Raw genomic sequence first — 16,215 nt, forward strand, 5'->3', positions numbered from 1 at the left:
TAGAAGTCTGTGAAACAGAACTCCCTAAAAGACTGGTTCAAGAGCGGCGCCCCGGGCGTCTGGATCAGCGGTGGCGCGGTGTCCATCGCGGTCATCATGACCATCGGTTTACTGGCGGTGATCGCCGTGCGCGGCCTCGGCCACTTCTGGCCGGCCGACCTGGTGCACGCCAACTACGACGTGCCGGGCCAGGCCAACCACCTGGTCATCGGTGAAGTGGTGCAGAAGGAAGAAGTGCCCCGGGCACGCCTGAAGAGCGCCGGCCTGCCGGTGCCCGACCAGGGCCCGGAGTTCATGACCCGCGAGCTGATCAAGGTCGGCAACCGCGACTTGAACGGCAACGACTTCACCTGGATCGTCGGCGAGTGGCTGACCAACCAGAGCTACCCGAAAGAGCTGATGGCCATCGAGCGCCGTGAGTGGGGCAACTTCTACGGCTACCTGGTCAACGTCAAGGAAAGCGGCAAGGTGATCGCCGAAGGCGAGGCCGCCTGGCCCGAGCTGCAAGCGCGGATCGACCGGGTGAACAAGCTGGCCGCCCAGCTCAAGAGCCTGGAAAAATCCGACATCGGCGCGATCAACGCCGGTCTGGAACGCATTCGCCTGCACGGCCGCAAGCTGGAGCTCGATGGCAAGCTGGACGCCGCCGCCCAGGCCGACATGGACGCCGAGCGCGCCGAGCTCAATGCCCGTTACCAGGACGTTGAAGCGCGCCTGGGTGACCTGCATGCCCAGTTCAACCGCGACAGCCTGACCGCTCGCGATGCCAACGGTAAGGAAATCGAGATCGGCCTGGGCAAGGTGGTGCATGCCTACCAGCCGAACGCCATGGGCACCTTCACCAAGATCGGCTTCTACTTCAGCAAGGTCTGGGAATTCCTCAGCGACGACCCGCGTGAAGCCAACACCGAAGGCGGGATCTTCCCGGCGATTTTCGGCACCGTGATGATGACCCTGATCATGGCCATGATCGTCACCCCGTTCGGCGTGCTGGCGGCGGTCTACCTGCGCGAATACGCCAAGCAGAACGCCCTGACCCGGGTGATTCGCATCGCGGTGAACAACCTGGCGGGGGTTCCGGCCATCGTCTACGGGGTGTTCGGCCTGGGCTTCTTCGTCTATGTACTGGGCGGTTCCGTGGACCGGCTGTTCTTCCCCGAAGCCCTGCCGGCGCCGACCTTCGGCACCCCGGGCCTGCTCTGGGCGTCCCTGACCCTGGCGCTGCTGGCGGTGCCGGTGGTGATCGTGGCCACCGAGGAAGGCCTGGCGCGGATTCCCCGCACCGTGCGCGAAGGGTCGCTGGCCCTGGGCGCGACCAAGGCCGAGACTCTGTGGAAGATCGTCCTGCCCATGGCCAGCCCGGCGATGATGACCGGGATGATCCTCGCGGTGGCCCGCGCCGCCGGTGAAGTGGCGCCGCTGATGCTGGTGGGCGTGGTGAAACTGGCGCCGTCGCTGCCGGTGGACGGCAACTACCCGTACCTGCACCTGGACCAGAAGATCATGCACCTGGGCTTCCACATCTACGACGTCGGCTTCCAGAGCCCCAACGTCGAGGCCGCGCGGCCTTTGGTGTACGCCACCGCGCTGCTGCTGGTGCTGGTGATCGCCACCCTGAACCTGTCGGCCGTGTGGATCCGTAACCACCTGCGCGAGAAGTACAAGGCGCTGGACAGCTAACGAAAGCTTTAAGCCACAAGCGGCAAGCTCCAAGCAGTTTGCCGCTTTGCCCTAACTTGCGGCTTGCAGCTAGAAGCTTGCAGCTACAAACGGAGTGAGACCATGCAACACGAAACCCACACTCACGGCATCAACATGTCCGCCCTGGGCCGCGACAAGCAGAGCCTGAGCCTGGAACAGGAAACCGTGGCCATCGAAGTGCCTGGCCTGAGCCTGTTCTACGGCGAGAAACAAGCGCTGTTCGACGTCAGCATGAACATCCCCAAGCAGCGCGTGACCGCCTTCATCGGCCCGTCCGGTTGCGGCAAGTCGACCCTGCTGCGGACCTTCAACCGCATGAACGACCTGGTGGACGGCTGCCGCGTGGAGGGTGCGATCAACCTCTACGGCAACAACATCTACCGCAAGGGCGAAGACGTGGCCGAGCTGCGTCGCCGGGTCGGCATGGTGTTCCAGAAGCCCAACCCGTTCCCCAAGACCATCTATGAAAACGTGGTCTACGGCCTGCGCATCCAGGGCATCAACAAGAAGCGCGTGCTCGACGAGGCCGTGGAATGGGCGCTCAAGGGCGCGGCGCTGTGGGATGAGGTCAAGGACCGCCTGCATGATTCCGCCCTGGGCCTGTCCGGCGGTCAGCAGCAGCGTCTGGTGATTGCCCGGACCATCGCCGTGGAGCCGGAAGTGCTGCTGCTGGACGAACCCTGCTCGGCCCTGGACCCGATCTCGACCCTGAAGGTCGAAGAACTGATCTACGAGCTGAAGTCCAAGTTCACCATCGTCATCGTGACCCACAACATGCAGCAGGCGGCGCGGGTTTCCGACTACACCGCGTTCATGTACATGGGCAAACTGGTGGAATTCGGTGACACCGACACGCTGTTCACCAACCCGGCGAAGAAGCAGACCGAAGACTACATCACTGGGCGTTACGGCTAGAAAGCAGCTGCAAGCCGCAAGCTTCAAGCGGCAAGTGAGAGCGGTTCAGGGTAACGACATAGATAGCTTGCAGCTTGTAGCTTGCAGCTCACAGCTTTTGCGGAGCAAACCATGATTTCGAAGGAAGGGTTAACCCATCACATCTCCCAGCAGTTCAACGCCGAGCTGGAAGAGGTGCGCAGCCACCTGCTGGCCATGGGCGGGCTGGTGGAGAAGCAAGTCAACGACGCGGTCACCGCGCTGATCGAGGCTGACTCCGGCCTGGCCCAGCAGGTGCGCGAGATCGACGACCAGATCAACCAGATGGAGCGCAACATCGACGAGGAATGCCTGCGCATCCTCGCCCGTCGCCAGCCGGCGGCCTCCGACCTGCGCTTGATCATCAGCATCTCCAAGTCGGTGATCGACCTGGAGCGCATCGGCGACGAAGCCACCAAGATCGCCCGTCGGGCCATCCAGCTGTGCGAAGAGGGCGAGGCCCCGCGCGGCTACGTGGAAGTGCGGCACATCGGCGACCAGGTGCGCAACATGGTGCGCGACGCCCTCGACGCGTTTGCCCGCTTCGACGCCGACCTGGCACTTTCCGTGGCCCAGTACGACAAGATCATCGACCGCGAATACAAGACCGCGTTGCGCGAGCTGGCCACCTACATGATGGAAGACCCACGCTCTATCTCGCGGGTTCTGAGCATTATCTGGGTGCTGCGCTCGCTGGAGCGGATTGGTGATCACGCGCGCAATATTTCCGAGCTGGTGATTTACCTGGTACGCGGCACCGACGTGCGCCACCTCGGCCTCAAGCGCATGAAGCAGGAAGTTGAAGGCACAAGTGGCGAATCCGCTAATGTTCCGGATGAAGCTGACGATAAGTAAGAGTGCCCGAGAAGAGCGCCCGGCCCTTTGGTCGGGCGTTTTTGTTTGTGCGCCTCGAATACGAAAAGCAGCACCCGCGAACGAAAAGTCCCGGCGTGACTGAAGAGTTTTGGCAAAGTGCCATCAGCCAGCGTTATGCTTGCCGGGATTTTTAAAGGGGTGGTCGATGAGTAAGGTAAGTGTGTTGGTGGTGGATGACGCTTCGTTCATTCGTGACCTGGTGAAGAAGTGCCTGCGCAACTACTTCCCTGGCATCAAGATCGAAGACGCGATCAACGGCAAGAAGGCCCAGGCGATGCTCGCCCGCGAAGCCTTCGACCTGGTCCTGTGTGACTGGGAAATGCCGGAAATGTCCGGCCTTGAGCTGCTGACCTGGTGCCGTGGGCAAGAGGCGCTCAAAGCCATGCCCTTTGTCATGGTCACCAGCCGTGGCGACAAGGAAAACGTGGTGCAGGCGATCCAGGCCGGGGTGTCCGGTTATGTGAGCAAGCCTTTCACCAACGAACAGCTGCTGACCAAGGTCAAGCAGGCGCTGAACAAGGTCGGCAAGCTCGACACCTTGATGAACAGCGCGCCGACCAAGATGAACTCGGCCTTCGGCAACGACTCCCTGAGTGCCCTGACCGGCGGCAAGCCGGCGGTGGTGGGGGCGGCTTCGGCCCCGGTCAATCCGTTCGCCAAACCGGCGGCCGCAGCGCCGGCCCCCGCCGCCGCGGCACCAGCGCGCGGCTTGCTCAACAGCCCTCCGGTCAAGGCCCCGGCGCCCGCGGCAGCGGCCAGTGGCGGTCGTGGCCAGGGCCAGTTGCGCCTGTCCAGCGGTAACCAGCAGTGCGTGATCAAGGCCCTGAGCATCAAGGAAGCGTTGCTGGTGGTGAAGCGCACCGACAGCCTGCCCCAGGTGCTGGAAAGCGCGGTGCTGGACCTGGAGCAGGGCGACAACGCCGAAGTGGCGCGACTCAATGGCTACCTGCATGCGGTGGTGGCGTTGGAGCCCAAGCCGGACAGCGAATGGCTGCAACTGACCTTCCGTTTCGTCGACCAGGACGCGCAGAAGCTCGACTACATCTCTCGCCTGATCGCCCGCGGCACCGCACAGAAGCACTTCGTTCCCGGCGCCTGAGCCTTCCCTCAGTCACGCAGGAGCCGGCAAGCCGGCTCCTGCGGTGATGCAAGGTGCTGCGGAAACCTGCTGAAAACACTTTTCCAGACAGGTTCTTAGCCTGCCGCCCAGGCAGGCTGCTGCGCTGTTCCCCGATCCAGCCAGCAACCGCTCATATCGGCCGTAGCCCTCAGGCCACAAGGCCTTGACCGTTCCCTCCGCATCCTGCTGCCGTACGTCCGATTGATTTTTTTGCCCTTGATTTATATCTGTTTGGATATAGATTGCTCATAGCGCTCCGTGTCTTTCAGCGCTTGCGGCCATGCCTTGAAACAACCCGGCGCGGCCGCTCCTGGCCATGTTGATTAGCCTTGTTCCTGGTCATTCACAGGAGAGGTTCGATGCCCAGGCACAAGGATGTGGTGTTTGTCGGGAGCGCGCTGCGGGATCTCCGGGCGTTCCCTGAAGATGCCCGCCGGGCCGCCGGTTTCCAGCTGGATCTGCTGCAGCAGGGTGAACAGCCCTACGATTGCAGGTCGGTGAAAACCATCGGTCCGGGCGTTTTCGAAATCAGGATCCATGAGGATTCAGGGGCGTTTCGGGTGTTCTATGTGGTCAGGCGGCCCGCGGCCATCTATGTGCTGCACGCGGTGCGCAAGACCACCCGCAAGACCGAAGCGCGGGATATCGAGCTGGCTCGTGCCAGATATCAAGAAGCAGGTTCACGCCATGACTGACCAACCGATCAACCAGCGCTTTGCCAGCGTCTGGGACGCCCTTGAAGCCACGCCCCAGGAGGCCGCCAACATGCGCCTGCGGGCCAAGCTGATGCTTGAACTGGGCAAGACCGTGCAAGCCTGGGGGGTATCGCAGAAGGAGGCGGCCAAGCGCCTCAATATCACCCAACCGCGGCTCAACGACGTGCTCAGCGGCAAGATCAACAAGTTCTCCCTCGATGCGCTGGTCAACCTGTCCGAGGCCGCGCAACTGGGCGTGGATATCCATGTCGACGCGTCGGGCACGCACCCTCTGGCCCCGGCCTGATTCACACAAGCTCCATATCCGGCTGTTAGCGTGCCTGCATAACCTGCCAAGAGGCTGCCCAATGCTTGTGCGCCTGCTGCTGTTGTGCGGACTGTCCCTGCTGGCCACCTCGCCGGCGGCGATGACCGTCTACAAGTCCATCGACGCCGAAGGCGTGGTGTCCTACAGCGACCGGCCTTCGCCGGGGGCCCAGGCGTTCGTGTTCCGCGACCGCATGGAAGAGCACCTGGAGCGTCAGGTGCGCCTGGATATCCAGAAGCACAAGGGCGTGGAGGCGGTGTATGTGCGCAATGACCTGTACGCCCCGGTGGAGATCGAGCTGGGTTTTGCCGGGCTGAGCAATGTCAGTGGCGCGCCCGGGCAGCCGATTCGCCAGGTGTTGCCGGCCCGCAGCAGGCAGCGTCTGGCGCTGCTCACGGCGACTCGTGCCGACCAGCCCTTGAGCTATGTCCCCATGTTCCGTTATTCCCTGGGGGACCCGGCAGGCGCCGCCCAGGCCTATCGCTACCCGCTGCCCTGGCGCGGCGGCCCGTTTCGCCTGACCCAGGGCGCCAATGGCCAATACAGCCATTTCGGGCCCAGGAGCCGCTACGCGATGGACATCGCCATGCCGGTGGGCACGCCGATCATTGCCGCACGTGGCGGGGTGGTGGTGAAGACCGAGAACGCCCAGAACGGGCGGGGCGACAACCCGGCCGGCAACTTCGTCCGGGTGCTGCACGACGACGGCACCATGGGCGTGTACCTGCACCTCAAGCAAGGTTCGGTGAGTGTGCGGGAAGGGCAGCGGGTGGCGGTGGGCAGCCCGTTGGGGTTGTCGGGCAACACCGGCAACAGCAGCGGGCCGCACCTGCACTTCGTGGTGCAGCGCAATACCGGGCTGGGGCTGGTGTCGATTCCCTATCAGTTCAACCCGCCGCTGGGGGATCTGCCGAATTTTGCCCTGGGCAAGAAATGACCGACTGCTGTAGACGCCGGCTTGCCGGTGAACGGGCCGAAGGGCCCGTCAATCCAGCATCAGCACCTTGGCCAGGATGATCTTCGGCCCTTTCATCTTCTTGATGATGATGCGCAGGCCTTCGACTTCCAGCACTTCTTCCTCTTCCGGCACCCGTTTCAGGGTTTCGTACACCAGGCCGGCGAGGGTTTCGGCTTCGATATGGTCCAGGTCGATGCCCAGCAGGCGCTCGACCTTGAACAGCGGCGTGTCACCGCGCACCAGCAGCTTGCCCGGCTGATAGGCGAGGATGCCGCGCTCGGTCTTGCGGTGTTCGTCCTGGATGTCGCCCACCAGCACTTCCAGCACGTCTTCCATGGTCAGGTAGCCGATCACCTTGCCGTCGGCTTCTTCCACCAGGGCGAAGTGCGAACCGCCCTTGCGGAACTGCTCCAGCAGCTGCGACAGCGGCATGTGCCGCGACACGCGCTCCAGCGGGCGGGTCAGCTCGGCCAGGTTGAACGACTCGGGAATGTGGTCCAGGGCCGCCAGTTCCAGCAGCAGGTCCTTGATGTGCAGCAGACCGACGAACTCGTTGCGCTCGCTGTCGTAGACCGGGTAGCGGCTGAACTTGTGGCGGCGGAACAGGGCGAGGATTTCCTTGAGCGGCGCATTGAATTCGACGCTGATCAGGTCTTCCCGGGAGTTGGCCCAGTCCACCACTTCCAGCTCGCCCATTTCCACGGCCGAGGCCAGCACGCGCATGCCCTGGTCGCTGGGGTCCTGGCCGCGGCTGGAGTGCAGGATCAGCTTGAGCTCTTCACGGCTGTAGTGGTGCTCGTGGTGCGGGCCGGGCTCGCCCTGGCCGGCGATGCGCAGGATGGTGTTGGCGCTGGCGTTGAGCAGGTAGATCGCCGGGTACATCAGCCAGTAGAACAGGTACAGCGGCACCGCGGTCCACAGCGACAGCAGCTCGGGCTTGCGGATCGCCCAGGATTTGGGCGCCAGCTCGCCGACCACGATGTGCAGGTAGGAAATGATGAAGAACGCGGTAAAGAACGACACGCCGCGGATCACTTCCGGGGAGTTGACCCCCACCGCGCCCAGCAGCGGCTCCAGCAGGTGGGCGAAGGCCGGCTCGCCGACCCAGCCCAGGCCCAGGGACGCCAGGGTGATACCCAATTGGCAGGCCGAGAGGTAGGCATCGAGCTGGCTGTGCACGGTGCGCAGGATCTGCCCGCGCCAGCCGTTCTTGTGGGCAATGGCTTCGACCCGGGTCGAGCGCAGCTTGACCATGGCGAACTCTGCGGCAACGAAAAAACCGTTGAGCAGGACCAGGATCAGAGCAAAAAGAATCATGCCGAAGTCGGCGAACAGAGACGCGAGGGTAAAACCAGGGGAAGGGTCCATGATGGAGTTTTGCGGGTTCCGTGTATTCGAAAAAGAAGGAAAGGCGGTGCCTGAAAGGCAGGCACAAGTGACGCAATGTAGCGGCTGACAGGGCAATTGCCTAGGGGCGAGTGGCTGTCAGCGCTGGTCGGTCAGGCTCTCGATGCGGTTTTTCTTCACCTGGGCCGGGGCGAAATGGCAGGTGAAGGTACTGCCGTGGCCCAGCACGCTGCTGATCTCCAGGCGCGCGCGGTGGCGCAACAGCACGTGCTTGACGATGGCCAGGCCCAGTCCGGTGCCGCCGGTGTTGGAGTTGCGGCTCGAATCCACCCGGTAGAAGCGCTCGGTGAGGCGCGGCAGGTGCTTGTTGTCGATGCCGATCCCCGAATCCTGCACGCTCAGGTGCGCGCCCTGGTCGTCGCCCCACCAGCGAATGCGGATGTTGCCTTCGGCCGGGGTGTATTTCACCGCGTTGAACACCAGGTTGGAGAAGGCGCTGCGCAGTTCCGCCTCGCTGCCCTTGAGTTGCACCGAGGCGTCGGCCTCCAGGCTGATGCGCTGGTTGCGCTCGCCGGACAGCGCCTGGGCGTCGCTCTTGATCGATTGCAGTAGCGCGTCGATGGGCACCGGCTGGTTGTCCGACGGGTAGTCGGTGGCTTCCAGCTTGGCCAGCAACAGCAGGTCGTTGAGCAGGGTCTGCATGCGCCCGCCTTGCTGCTGCATCTGCTGCAGGGCGCGGCTCCAGCGCGGGTTCACTTCCTCGACGTTGTCCAGCAGGGTTTCCAGGTAGCCGCAGATCACCGTCAGCGGGGTGCGCAGCTCGTGGGACACGTTGGCGATGAAGTCCTTGCGCATCTGTTCCAGCTGGTGAATGCGGGTCACGTCGCGCACCAGCATCAGGTGCTCGTTGTTGCCGTAGCGGGTGATGTACAGCTGGATACGCACGCGGTCGTTGGCCGGGGAGGGGATCTCCAGCGGTTCGGCGTAGTTGTCCTGCTCGAAGTACTCCTTGAAGCGCGGATGGCGCACCAGGTTGGTCACCGGCTGGCCGCTGTCCTGGGGCGTCTTGAGCCCCAGCAGGGTTTCGGCGGCGCGGTTCCACCATTCCAGGTTGCCGTCGCTGTCGAGCATGATCACCGCGTCTTTCAGGGCCGCGGTGGACTCCTGGACCCGGTCGATCACCGCTTGCAGGCGCCCGCGCACCCGCTGGTCGCGGCGTTGCAGGTGGTAGATGCTGTCGAACACTTCGCCCCACAGGCCGTAGCCATCGGGCGGCGCTTCGTCGGGTTGATGCAGGCGCAGCCATTCGTGCAGGCGCAGCAGCTGCTTGAGGGTCCAGGCCAGGTAGAGCCCTAAGCCGACGGCCAGGCTCCAGCCGTAGTAGCCGCTGATCAGGCCCACCAGCAGGCAGCCGGTGATCAACAGCAACAGGTGGCGAATCAGGGTGCCATGCCAGTTTTGATTCACTTTGGGGAGCAGCTCCATGCTGTAAGCCACAAGCTGCAAGTCCAGAGGCGGTCGGTTATCGACTTGCCGCTTGTGGCTTACCGCTTGCAGCTGTTGTTAGGCCTTGGTGGAAAAACGATAGCCGGTGCCGCGCACGGTTTGTACCAGATTCTCGTAGGCGTCACCCAGGGCTTTGCGCAGCCGGCGGATGTGCACGTCCACGGTGCGTTCCTCGACGTACACATTGCCGCCCCAGACCTGATCCAGCAGTTGGCCGCGGGTGTAGGCGCGTTCCTGGTGGGTCATGAAGAACTGCAACAGGCGGTATTCGGTGGGGCCCATTTCCGCGGGCTTGCCGTCGATGGTCACCCGGTGGCTGATGGGGTCCAGCAGCAGACCGCCGACTTCGATCGGCGCCTCGCCGTCGGTAGGGCCCGCGCGGCGCAGCACGGCCTTGAGGCGGGCGACCAGCTCGCGGGGGGAAAACGGCTTGGTGATGTAGTCGTCGGCGCCGACTTCCAGGCCCTGGATCTTGTTGTCCTCTTCGCCCTTGGCGGTGAGCATGATGATCGGGATGTCACCGGTCAGCTCGTCGCGCTTGAGGCGTCGCGCCAGCTCGATGCCGGAGGTGCCGGGGAGCATCCAGTCCAGCAGGATCAGGTCCGGCTTGCGGTCGACGATGATGGCATGGGCTTGCTGGGAGTTCTCTGCCTCCATGCAGTCATAGCCGGCCATTTCCAACGCAACGGCGATCATTTCGCGAATAGGCGCTTCGTCGTCAACGATCAGAATGCTTCTGCCAACCATGCTTGAACCTCTTGTCATTTAACTGTCTTGCGCCGCATTAGATAACGGAATTATTGCAGTCGTGTGACAGTATTTCAGGTCGGGCAGCGAGGTGCTGCTGCGTCGACTAAGCTTTGAGTCCGATTCCTGACAACCACAAAAGAAGGTTTCCCATGACTCTATTCAAGCAATCCCTCAAGGTCCTGCTGGTGGGCGCTGCCTTGGCTCTGCCGACCTTCGCCCTGGCCGCCGACCCGGCGATGAGCAAGGACGGCGTACTGGTGGATCACAAGGGCATGACCCTCTACACCTTTGCCAAGGATGCCGGCGGCAAGTCCATGTGCAACGGCCCATGCGCCGCCAACTGGCCGCCGCTGATGGCCGAGGGCAGCGACAAGGCGACGGGTGAATGGACGCTGATCAAGCGTGACGACGGCAAGATGCAATGGGCCTATGACGGCAAGCCGCTGTACAGCTTCGTGATGGACAAGAAGCCTGGCGACATGACCGGTGACGGCAAGATGGATGGCGCCTGGAAGGTCGCCAAGTCCGACTGACCTCGGGCCGTTCGCAGCCTGCGGCAGCGGCTACATGGATCTCTGTAGCCGCTGCTGAGCTATGGCGAAGCTGCGAAAAGGCCCGCAGGGCCTTGCTTGACGGTCTAACGCAATGCGTAATCCAGCACCACGCCGATAAAGATCGCCATGCCCGCCCAGTGGTTGTGCAGGAAGGCCTTGAAGCACTTCATCCGCTCGCGATCCCGGGTGTACCAGAATTCCCAGGCAAAACATGCCGCCGCCACCGCCAGCCCGAGGTGGAACCAGCCCCCCAGATTGAACCGTGCCCCGGCCAGCAGCAGGCAGCCCAGCGACAGGCCCTGCAGGGAGAGAATGATCACCCGGTCGGCATCGCCGAACAGGATCGCCGTGGACTTGACCCCGATCCTCAGGTCATCGTCGCGGTCGGTCATGGCGTAGTAGGTGTCGTAGCCCACGGTCCACAGCAGGTTGGCGATGTACAGCAGCCATGCAGTGGCCGGCAGTTCGCCGTTCTGCGCGGTGAAGGTCATCAGGATGCCCCAGGAATACGCCGCGCCCAGGACCACCTGCGGGTAATAGGTGTAGCGCTTCATGAAGGGGTAGCAGGCGGCCAGGGCCAGGGCGCCGAACGACAGCCAGACCGTGGTGGCATTGGTGCACAGCACCAGCAGGAAGGCGGCGCCCATCAGTATCGCGAACAGCGCCAGGGCCTCCTTGGCGCTGACCTTGCCGGTGGCCAGGGGCCGCTGGTCGGTGCGCTTGACCTGGCCGTCGACCTTGCGGTCGGCGAAATCGTTGATGGCGCAGCCGCCGGCGCGGGTCAGGACCACGCCGAAGGTGAAGATCAGCACATGGCTCAGGGAAGGCTTGCCTTCGGCGGCGATCCATAGCGCCACCAGGGTGGGCCACAGCAGCAGGTAGATGCCGATGGGCTTGTCCATGCGCGCCAGTTGCAGGAAGTCCCAGGCCCGCGGGTGCAGGCGATTGAGGGATTTGAGCAGGCTCAGGTACATCAGCAGGCCTCCGGTCGGGCGTCTATGGCGGTCCACAGGCTGGGCAGGAAAACTTCCGCCACCAGCAGGCTCAGGGGCCCGCGATCGAAGCGCGAGCGCCGGCCCCACAGGCCGCTGCCGGCAACGGCGGTGGGCAGCCAGCCTTGAGGATAGCGGCAGACTTCAATCGGCTGGCGGGTGAAGGCCTGGTCGCAGAACAGCAATTCGCCCAGCGAGCGGCTGCCCAGTTCGTCGATGTTCAGGCCGCCTTCAAGCAGGGCGCTGCGGGCGGCCACGCTGCGGGCAAAGACCCAGGCTTCGCCGTGCCCACGCAGGTACACCTCGCGCACCCAACCTTCGCTCTGTGCGGGCAGGCCGAGGGCGGCGCATTCGTCGTTGCGCAGGGTTTGCCACTCTTCCACCAGCGGGGTGACGCTGAAGGCATTGTGGGAGAGCCGGGTCAGGCGTCGGGTCAGCGATCCTTCATCGAACAGCCAGTTCGCAACAGGTGCGCCGGGGATCGGGGACAAATGGCTTTGCACCAGCCAGGTGGGGGCCGGGGCGGGGGGCATTGAGTGCGGCACAGTGGGTCAGTATTGGCAGCAAATGAGGCGGCGAGCTTAGCATGACGACCGTCGGTTTTGATTGATCGAGGACGTCCGGCGGCACGAACGTGCTTGCATCTGCCGGTAGTGATCAGTAAAAAACCCCAGTGCCGGACGCTGATCAGCGTGGCCTTCAGAGTCGATCCATCGACCGACCCACCGGCAAAGCCTGAACCCTTGAGGAAATGCACCAATGAAAAAGTGGCAATGTGTGGTCTGTGGCCTGATTTACAGCGAAGCGGAAGGCTGGCCGGACGACGGTATTTTGCCGGGTACCCGTTGGGAAGACGTGCCCGCGGACTGGCTCTGCCCGGACTGCGGCGTGGGCAAGATGGATTTCGAAATGATCGAGATCGCGTGATCGATTTTTGTGGCTTGAACAACCAATGACAAGGAGCAGGGAATGAGCGCACCGGTGGTGATCGTGGGTACGGGGCTGGCGGGTTACAACCTGGCCCGGGAGTTTCGCAAGCTCGATGGCGAGACGCCGTTGCTGCTGATCACTGCCGATGACGGCCGTTCCTATTCCAAGCCGATGCTCTCCACCGGCTTCGGCAAGAACAAGGACGCCGACGGCCTGAGCATGGCCGAGCCCGGCGCGATGGCCGAGCAGCTCAAGGCCGAGGTCCGCACCCACACGCGCATCAGCGGTATCGACCCGGGCCACAAGCGCCTGTGGATCGGCGAGGAAGCGGTGGCCTATCGCGACCTGATCCTGGCCTGGGGCGCGGAAACCGTGCGCGTGCCGGTGCAGGGCGACGCCGAGGAACTGATTTTCCCGATCAACGACCTGGAAGACTACGCGCGCTTTCGCAACGCCGCGGCCGGCAAGCACCGGGTGCTGTTGCTGGGGGCCGGGCTGATCGGCTGCGAATTCGCCAATGACCTGATCCTCGGCGGCTACAGCGTGGACCTGGTGGCCCCCTGCGAACAGGTGATGCCGACCCTGCTGCACCCGGCCGCCGCGGCGGCGGTCCAGGCCGGGCTGGAAAGCCTGGGGGCGCGCTTCCACCTGGGCCCGGTGCTCAACCGCCTGCAACGCAACGCCAATGGCCTGGAGGCTCACCTGTCCGATGGCCAGGTGATCGCCTGCGACCTGGTGGTCTCGGCCATTGGCCTGCGTCCACGCATCGACCTGGCGGCCGCCGCCGGGTTGCAGGTCAATCGCGGCGTGGTGGTGGACCGCGAGCTGAAGACTTCCCACGCCAACATCTACGCCCTGGGCGATTGCGCCGAGGTCGATGGCCTCAACCTGCTGTACGTGATGCCGCTGATGAGCTGCGCCCGGGCGCTGGCGCAGACCCTGGCCGGCAAGCCGACGGCGGTCAGCTACGGGCCGATGCCGATCACCGTCAAGACCCCGGTCTGCCCGCTGGTGGTGTCGCCACCACCGCGTGGCGCCGAAGGTGTCTGGACCGCTGAAGGGCAGGGCACCGACATCAAGGTTCTGTGCCGCAATGCCGAGGGCCAACTGCTGGGCTACGCCCTGACTGGGGCGGCGGTGATGGAAAAGCTGGCCCTGAACAAGGAACTTCCGGCGTTGCTGGCTTAAATACCGGTCGTTCTGTCGGAATAACCCGGCTCTGGCCCCTACAAAGGTCGCGGGGAGACTGGCGCGGCTCTCAAGCGCGTGCCATCCTCACACCCGTCTGCCGCAGCGTAGAGCCTGCGGCGCCTTGGGCGCTGTTCCCGTGAACAGCACGGACATAACAACAAAAAACCGTCAAAGAGGCTTCACACTATGCGTAAACCAGAACTCGCCGCAGCCATTGCTGAAAAAGCGGACCTGACCAAAGAGCAGGCCAATCGCGTGCTCAACGCCATCCTTGAGGAAATCACCGGGGCTCTGCACCGTAAAGACAGCGTCACCCTGGTCGGTTTTGGTACTTTCCTGCAACGTCACCGTGGCGCCCGCACCGGCAAGAACCCGCAGACCGGCGAGCCAGTGAAGATCAAGGCCAGCAACACCGTGGCATTCAAACCGGGCAAATCGCTGAAAGACAGCGTCAACCCATAAGCATTGAGCGGGCTCCCGGCAGCGGGAGCGCGCAGGGGAAAATAGGCACGCCGAGCGCATCGGGTGCCTATTTTTTTTTGCGCTCGCATTTGCGTGCAGTGGCGGTTGTGTGAAGGGGCTAACGATCGCTGGGCATCTTAGTTCAAGTACTGACTGCCACGAATCCGCCGTCCCAGCACATCCAGCAGATCACCGCCGTCACGCAACAGAATGGCGCTGGCGTGGGCGATCTGTGTCAGGTCGGTGGCATCGGCGTGGCGGCTGTCCAGATGCACGATGCTTTCCATCAGTTGAGTCACCGCGAGGATGCGGTAGGCGGCACTGGCATGCAGTTCTTCCAGGGGCGCGCGGGTGTCGATAAACAGGGTGGGAGTGGAGGATTCGTTGCTGGTTAGCGCGATACGGTCCGTCATGGTGTGTTGCTCCGTGAGTTATCAAGAGCTGCCATCGGCTCGCCGTCAAACGAGTTGGGTGGCAACTGTACGCAGGTTGACGGACCGGTCTCACGCAACCCGGCGCACCCAAAGGTGCCCCACGTACAGTTGCCATAACGCAATGCTGCGGGCACAGGTGGGCCCGAGCGTAGAGATGAGGCAATGCACGTCGTGAGAGATGTTGCGGGCCGTCAAACCCGATCACGAATGAGTCGTGACAGGCGCGAGGATAGGGAGCGAGAAGAGGGTGGTCAACCCGATGTGTGTAGCCTGAAGCAACCTTTTGTATCCGCAGATGGCTGTTGATTTTGCTTGCCGCTTGAAGCTTATAGCTGCCCTTGATTTTTGCCTGTCGATTGCCCGTGGATCCGCTTGCGAAGCGGCCATGGCGTGGCTAGGATGCGCGCTTGTTTGAATTGTGATCTAAGGCCAAGGATGACCCGCCCCACTGACAGATCCGCTTCATGGACAGTGTTGTTGCGCTGCCTGGGAAGCCTCGGTTCAACGGCCCTGATCCTGGGCTGCCTGCTCACCCTTGGCCTGTCATCGGCCTCTGCCGGTAACGGTTCGCAACTGGGGCAGATCGGTTATCGCGAAGCCCTCAGCTGGTTCCACAGCCAGCAATACGACAGCCCCGGCGCCTGGCTTTGCGGCTACTCCCTGGCCCGCGAGGACTACAGCGTGGCGCCCAAGGCTCCGCGTCTGCTGGTGGAAGTGGACCAGCGCTTTCTCTACCTCAAGTCCGCCGGCCAACTGGTGGAACTGACCGGCGCCACCCAGGGCCCCGAGCGCAGCGAGTACCAGAACGCCAGCGCCCATATCCGCGTCACCCTGAACATCCTCAAGCGCAACAATTTCAGCGAGTACCAGGAGTCGCACGACCGCCAGGTGCTGGCGCGCGTCGAGATCAACGACCAGGTCGAAACCCTCACCCTCAAGGGGCAATCATGCGGTACTTGAACTTGGCAGGCCTTAGCCTGCTGATCGCCAGCGCGGCCATGCCCGCCCTGGCGGATGAATCGAACCCGGGCAAGGGCTGCTACGGCTACCTCACCGAACTGGTGCGCAGCAGCGATTTTCCCTACCGCGACTTCACCACCCCGGAGCACCTCAAGCTGTTGATCGACCGCGATGAGGGCGATGAACTGAGCCTGCAGCTGTTCTACGAAACCTCCGGCAGCGGGATCATCGGCTGGGTCCGCTACGACGTGCCGCAGCAGGCACTGTGGAATGTCAGCATCGACCCCGAAGAGCCCCAGGCGCTCAAGTTCGACCCGCGTTTTGCCCGGGCCTATGCGTCCTGCCTGGAGTCGCGCTAGGCCTCGGCCAGACGCCACTGGCGCTGTGCAGAGTTGCCGAGTGGTTCCTTGATTGTTGCCAGTCATTGCTTGAAAATTTGCCGTCATCCGAATCACCCTTTCAGCATGGAACGCGAATC

General features: G+C 63.4%; 19 protein-coding genes. 13 read left to right on the top strand and 6 right to left on the bottom strand.

Annotation, left to right across the window (positions count from 1 at the left end; translation table 11 throughout):
- The first annotated feature begins 9 nt into the window (after nucleotides 1–9).
- The 7 genes from pstA (at nucleotide 10) to LXM55_RS13205 (ending at nucleotide 6,590) form a co-directional block, all read left to right on the top strand.
- On the top strand, nucleotides 10–1,680 hold the full coding sequence (gene pstA, locus LXM55_RS13175; protein WP_233320770.1) for a phosphate ABC transporter permease PstA: 1,671 nt from the start codon (nucleotides 10–12) through the stop codon (nucleotides 1,678–1,680).
- 102 nt (nucleotides 1,681–1,782) lie between these two features.
- Nucleotides 1,783–2,616 carry a phosphate ABC transporter ATP-binding protein PstB gene (gene pstB, locus LXM55_RS13180; protein WP_016964959.1) on the top strand — a complete coding sequence of 278 codons (834 nt, stop codon included), beginning with the start codon at nucleotides 1,783–1,785 and terminating at the stop codon, nucleotides 2,614–2,616.
- 111 nt (nucleotides 2,617–2,727) lie between these two features.
- The gene (gene phoU, locus LXM55_RS13185; protein ID WP_233320771.1) at nucleotides 2,728–3,489 is read left to right on the top strand and encodes a phosphate signaling complex protein PhoU; all 762 of its coding nucleotides are present in this window, start codon (nucleotides 2,728–2,730) and stop codon (nucleotides 3,487–3,489) included.
- 166 nt (nucleotides 3,490–3,655) lie between these two features.
- The gene (locus LXM55_RS13190; RefSeq protein ID WP_233320772.1) at nucleotides 3,656–4,609 is read left to right on the top strand and encodes a response regulator; all 954 of its coding nucleotides are present in this window, start codon (nucleotides 3,656–3,658) and stop codon (nucleotides 4,607–4,609) included.
- Between the two features lie 380 nt (nucleotides 4,610–4,989).
- Nucleotides 4,990–5,325, top strand: coding sequence for a type II toxin-antitoxin system RelE/ParE family toxin (locus LXM55_RS13195; protein WP_047306656.1), 336 nt, complete (start codon nucleotides 4,990–4,992; stop codon nucleotides 5,323–5,325).
- A complete protein-coding gene (locus LXM55_RS13200; protein ID WP_233320773.1) occupies nucleotides 5,318–5,632 on the top strand; it encodes a helix-turn-helix domain-containing protein in 315 nt (104 codons plus the stop codon). The genes LXM55_RS13195 and LXM55_RS13200 overlap by 8 nt, the downstream gene beginning before the upstream one ends.
- 61 nt (nucleotides 5,633–5,693) lie before the next feature.
- Entirely contained in the window at nucleotides 5,694–6,590 is an 897-nt protein-coding gene (locus LXM55_RS13205; RefSeq protein WP_233320774.1) for a peptidoglycan DD-metalloendopeptidase family protein, read from the top strand.
- Nucleotides 6,591–6,638: 48 nt separating this feature from the next.
- On the opposite strand, the gene LXM55_RS13210 is transcribed toward LXM55_RS13205, so the two are convergent.
- The 3 genes from LXM55_RS13210 to phoB form a co-directional block, all read right to left on the bottom strand.
- Nucleotides 6,639–7,979: a hemolysin family protein gene (locus LXM55_RS13210; RefSeq protein ID WP_016964953.1), complete on the bottom strand. Its 1,341-nt coding sequence runs from the start codon at nucleotides 7,977–7,979 to the stop codon at nucleotides 6,639–6,641.
- A 117-nt stretch (nucleotides 7,980–8,096) separates the two neighbouring features.
- Nucleotides 8,097–9,425, bottom strand: a complete 1,329-nt coding sequence (phoR, locus tag LXM55_RS13215) for a phosphate regulon sensor histidine kinase PhoR (protein WP_442799756.1) — start codon at nucleotides 9,423–9,425, stop codon at nucleotides 8,097–8,099.
- Nucleotides 9,426–9,521: 96 nt separating this feature from the next.
- Nucleotides 9,522–10,211 carry a phosphate regulon transcriptional regulator PhoB gene (gene phoB / locus LXM55_RS13220; protein ID WP_003177195.1) on the bottom strand — a complete coding sequence of 230 codons (690 nt, stop codon included), beginning with the start codon at nucleotides 10,209–10,211 and terminating at the stop codon, nucleotides 9,522–9,524.
- A 152-nt stretch (nucleotides 10,212–10,363) separates the two neighbouring features.
- Between phoB and LXM55_RS13225 the strand changes: the two genes are divergently transcribed.
- Nucleotides 10,364–10,747, top strand: a complete 384-nt coding sequence (locus LXM55_RS13225) for a COG4315 family predicted lipoprotein (protein WP_233320775.1) — start codon at nucleotides 10,364–10,366, stop codon at nucleotides 10,745–10,747.
- Between the two features lie 104 nt (nucleotides 10,748–10,851).
- Here LXM55_RS13225 and ubiA read toward each other — a convergent pair whose 3' ends face one another.
- Nucleotides 10,852–11,742, bottom strand: coding sequence for a 4-hydroxybenzoate octaprenyltransferase (gene ubiA / locus LXM55_RS13230; protein ID WP_233320776.1), 891 nt, complete (start codon nucleotides 11,740–11,742; stop codon nucleotides 10,852–10,854).
- Complete coding sequence (locus tag LXM55_RS13235; protein ID WP_233320777.1) at nucleotides 11,742–12,305, bottom strand: chorismate--pyruvate lyase family protein; 564 nt, start codon at nucleotides 12,303–12,305, stop codon at nucleotides 11,742–11,744. The genes ubiA and LXM55_RS13235 overlap by 1 nt, the downstream gene beginning before the upstream one ends.
- Nucleotides 12,306–12,519: 214 nt before the next feature.
- Here LXM55_RS13235 and LXM55_RS13240 point away from each other — a divergent pair, with 214 nt between their 5' ends.
- The 3 genes from LXM55_RS13240 to LXM55_RS13250 all read left to right on the top strand — a co-directional run bounded on the left by LXM55_RS13240 (nucleotide 12,520) and on the right by LXM55_RS13250 (nucleotide 14,343).
- Nucleotides 12,520–12,687: a rubredoxin gene (locus LXM55_RS13240; protein ID WP_233320778.1), complete on the top strand. Its 168-nt coding sequence runs from the start codon at nucleotides 12,520–12,522 to the stop codon at nucleotides 12,685–12,687.
- A gap of 42 nt (nucleotides 12,688–12,729) precedes the next feature.
- Nucleotides 12,730–13,878 carry an NAD(P)/FAD-dependent oxidoreductase gene (locus LXM55_RS13245; protein WP_233320779.1) on the top strand — a complete coding sequence of 383 codons (1,149 nt, stop codon included), beginning with the start codon at nucleotides 12,730–12,732 and terminating at the stop codon, nucleotides 13,876–13,878.
- Nucleotides 13,879–14,067: 189 nt separating this feature from the next.
- Entirely contained in the window at nucleotides 14,068–14,343 is a 276-nt protein-coding gene (locus LXM55_RS13250) for an HU family DNA-binding protein (protein WP_011064269.1), read from the top strand.
- 137 nt (nucleotides 14,344–14,480) lie between these two features.
- Here the strand turns inward: LXM55_RS13250 and LXM55_RS13255 are convergent, their stop codons facing one another.
- Nucleotides 14,481–14,756, bottom strand: coding sequence for a short-chain dehydrogenase (locus LXM55_RS13255; RefSeq protein WP_233320780.1), 276 nt, complete (start codon nucleotides 14,754–14,756; stop codon nucleotides 14,481–14,483).
- Nucleotides 14,757–15,248: 492 nt separating this feature from the next.
- Here LXM55_RS13255 and LXM55_RS13260 point away from each other — a divergent pair, with 492 nt between their 5' ends.
- Nucleotides 15,249–15,737, top strand: coding sequence for a hypothetical protein (locus LXM55_RS13260; RefSeq protein WP_233321040.1), 489 nt, complete (start codon nucleotides 15,249–15,251; stop codon nucleotides 15,735–15,737).
- Complete coding sequence (locus LXM55_RS13265; protein WP_233320781.1) at nucleotides 15,725–16,096, top strand: hypothetical protein; 372 nt, start codon at nucleotides 15,725–15,727, stop codon at nucleotides 16,094–16,096. Before LXM55_RS13260 ends, LXM55_RS13265 begins: the two co-directional genes overlap by 13 nt.
- Nucleotides 16,097–16,215: the final 119 nt, after the last annotated feature.

Source organism: Pseudomonas sp. Au-Pse12 (assembly GCF_021341665.1).
Classification (GTDB): domain Bacteria; phylum Pseudomonadota; class Gammaproteobacteria; order Pseudomonadales; family Pseudomonadaceae; genus Aquipseudomonas.

Bases quoted from the DNA above. Each gene is read 5' to 3' on its own strand.
- LXM55_RS13225 (WP_233320775.1), top strand. From the start codon at position 10,364: ATGACTCTATTCAAGCAATCCCTCAAGGTCCTGCTGGTGGGCGCTGCC.
- LXM55_RS13240 (WP_233320778.1), top strand. From the start codon at position 12,520: ATGAAAAAGTGGCAATGTGTGGTCTGTGGCCTGATTTACAGCGAAGCG.
- LXM55_RS13195 (WP_047306656.1), top strand. From the start codon at position 4,990: ATGCCCAGGCACAAGGATGTGGTGTTTGTCGGGAGCGCGCTGCGGGAT.
- phoU (WP_233320771.1), top strand. From the start codon at position 2,728: ATGATTTCGAAGGAAGGGTTAACCCATCACATCTCCCAGCAGTTCAAC.
- LXM55_RS13210 (WP_016964953.1), bottom strand. From the start codon at position 7,979: ATGGACCCTTCCCCTGGTTTTACCCTCGCGTCTCTGTTCGCCGACTTC.
- LXM55_RS13205 (WP_233320774.1), top strand. From the start codon at position 5,694: ATGCTTGTGCGCCTGCTGCTGTTGTGCGGACTGTCCCTGCTGGCCACC.
- LXM55_RS13250 (WP_011064269.1), top strand. From the start codon at position 14,068: ATGCGTAAACCAGAACTCGCCGCAGCCATTGCTGAAAAAGCGGACCTG.
- LXM55_RS13190 (WP_233320772.1), top strand. From the start codon at position 3,656: ATGAGTAAGGTAAGTGTGTTGGTGGTGGATGACGCTTCGTTCATTCGT.
- ubiA (WP_233320776.1), bottom strand. From the start codon at position 11,742: ATGTACCTGAGCCTGCTCAAATCCCTCAATCGCCTGCACCCGCGGGCC.
- LXM55_RS13200 (WP_233320773.1), top strand. From the start codon at position 5,318: ATGACTGACCAACCGATCAACCAGCGCTTTGCCAGCGTCTGGGACGCC.
- LXM55_RS13265 (WP_233320781.1), top strand. From the start codon at position 15,725: ATGCGGTACTTGAACTTGGCAGGCCTTAGCCTGCTGATCGCCAGCGCG.
- phoB (WP_003177195.1), bottom strand. From the start codon at position 10,211: ATGGTTGGCAGAAGCATTCTGATCGTTGACGACGAAGCGCCTATTCGC.
- LXM55_RS13255 (WP_233320780.1), bottom strand. From the start codon at position 14,756: ATGACGGACCGTATCGCGCTAACCAGCAACGAATCCTCCACTCCCACC.
- LXM55_RS13245 (WP_233320779.1), top strand. From the start codon at position 12,730: ATGAGCGCACCGGTGGTGATCGTGGGTACGGGGCTGGCGGGTTACAAC.
- pstB (WP_016964959.1), top strand. From the start codon at position 1,783: ATGCAACACGAAACCCACACTCACGGCATCAACATGTCCGCCCTGGGC.